Origin of the sequence: Vibrio sp. 10N.222.46.A1 (genome assembly GCF_041473595.1) — a bacterium.
GTDB classification, from domain to species: Bacteria; Pseudomonadota; Gammaproteobacteria; order Enterobacterales; family Vibrionaceae; genus Vibrio; species Vibrio tasmaniensis_A.
The window spans coordinates 1-1,628 of sequence record NZ_JBFRSN010001512.1 but is presented as its reverse complement, the minus strand read 5'-3'; the positions used below and the strand labels follow the sequence as shown (position 1 = coordinate 1,628).

The 1,628-nt window shown below is 44.0% G+C and carries 2 protein-coding genes; one reads left to right on the top strand and one right to left on the bottom strand.

What is annotated here, in order from left to right; translation table 11 throughout:
- On the bottom strand, positions 1-939 hold a 939-nt coding region (locus tag AB4496_RS27740), incomplete at its 3' end, for an FAD-dependent oxidoreductase (protein ID WP_372133227.1).
- A 389-nt stretch (positions 940-1,328) separates the two neighbouring features.
- Between AB4496_RS27740 and AB4496_RS27735 the strand changes: the two genes are divergently transcribed.
- The coding region (locus tag AB4496_RS27735) for a sigma-70 family RNA polymerase sigma factor (protein WP_372133224.1) at positions 1,329-1,628 on the top strand (300 nt) is incomplete at its 3' end.

The window sequence follows — 1,628 nt, the reverse complement described above, 5'->3', positions numbered from 1 at the left end:
GATATCAACATACATGCAGTCAGCACCTAAGCGCTTCATTTCAAAGTCAATCGCACGAGCAACCACATCACGCGGAGCCAGTTCACCGCGCTCATCGAAGTCCTTCATAAAGCGAGAACCGTCTGGACGACGCAGGTAGGCACCTTCACCACGCAATGCTTCCGTTAGTAGGAAGTTACGCGCTTCTGGGTGGAATAAGCAAGTCGGGTGGAACTGATTGAACTCAAGGTTTGCCACACGACAACCCGCACGCCAAGCGATAGCAATACCATCACCTGAAGAGACATCTGGGTTAGAGGTGTATTGGTAAACCTTTGAAGCGCCGCCTGTTGCTAATACAACAAATTTAGCGCGCACGGTTTCAACGTGCTCTTGGTTACGGTTCCAAATGTAGGCACCGATAACCTTGTCTTTCGAACCACCTATCTTATCTTCGGTGATTAAATCCAGCGCATTGTGACGCTCGAAGATCTCGATATTTGGGTGATTCTTGACGTTATCTTGCAGTGAGGTTTGCATCGCCATGCCAGTTGCATCGGCAGCGTGCAGAATTCTGCGGTGACTGTGGCCGCCCTCACGAGTGAGGTGATATTTTGGTTGGCCTTCTGTGCTGTTCTCATCTTTATCAAATGGAACACCACCATCAATCAGCCATTGCACACACTCTTTAGCATTTTCAGCAATGAATTGAACTGTATCTTCTTCGCATAACCCAGCCCCAGCAATTTGAGTATCTTCTACATGAGACTCAATACTGTCCGATTCATCGAACACCGCCGCAATACCACCTTGTGCGTAATACGTCGATCCTTCGCTGCGTGGTCCTTTGCTTAATACAATTACTTTTGCATGTTCTGCTACGCGTAAGGCTAATGACAAGCCTGCCGCACCACTTCCTACCACTAATACATCACACTGATGTTCACGGTTTGCGTTCATAAAACTTATTAAATCCCGGGCTATAGTCGAGTTGTCCATGCTCAATTGACTTCGTCTTGTTTTAGGAGTTTGGGTAAGACTGTTATAATCTTTCCCTAGTCATCCTAAAACACGACACAAAATCAATATATAGACAGCTATCTAGAAATATTTAATTGCTCAATACCATTGCTTTTGCTCAAGTTTCCCCAAATTGATAGGGATAACTATTTTTATTACATCACATTGTGAAACAATAATGGCAAATAATTTTAGGAAAGTTGGAACTTTCGGTATTTGGCTTAGTCACAATAGTGCTCTTGTAGACGGTGGTGTCAATACTACATTTCGCATAATTAGTACCCATATCTGTGAAGGTAAGGGTTATAACAATAGGAGTACCCGCTCGAATGAACGAGCAGCTAACCGATCAAGTGTTGATTGAGCGAGTTCAGAGTGGAGATAAGCAGGCATTTAACTTATTAGTGGTTAAGTATCAAAACAAAGTTTGTAATCTTATCTCTCGATACGTGAATAATTCCGGTGATGTACCTGATGTAGCACAAGAAGCTTTTATTAAAGCTTACCGCGCGATACCTAACTTTCGTGGTGAGAGTGCTTTCTATACATGGTTGTACCGAATTGCCGTGAACACCGCTAAAAATCATATTGTTGCCCAGAGCCGCAGGCCGCCAGCAACAGATGTAGAT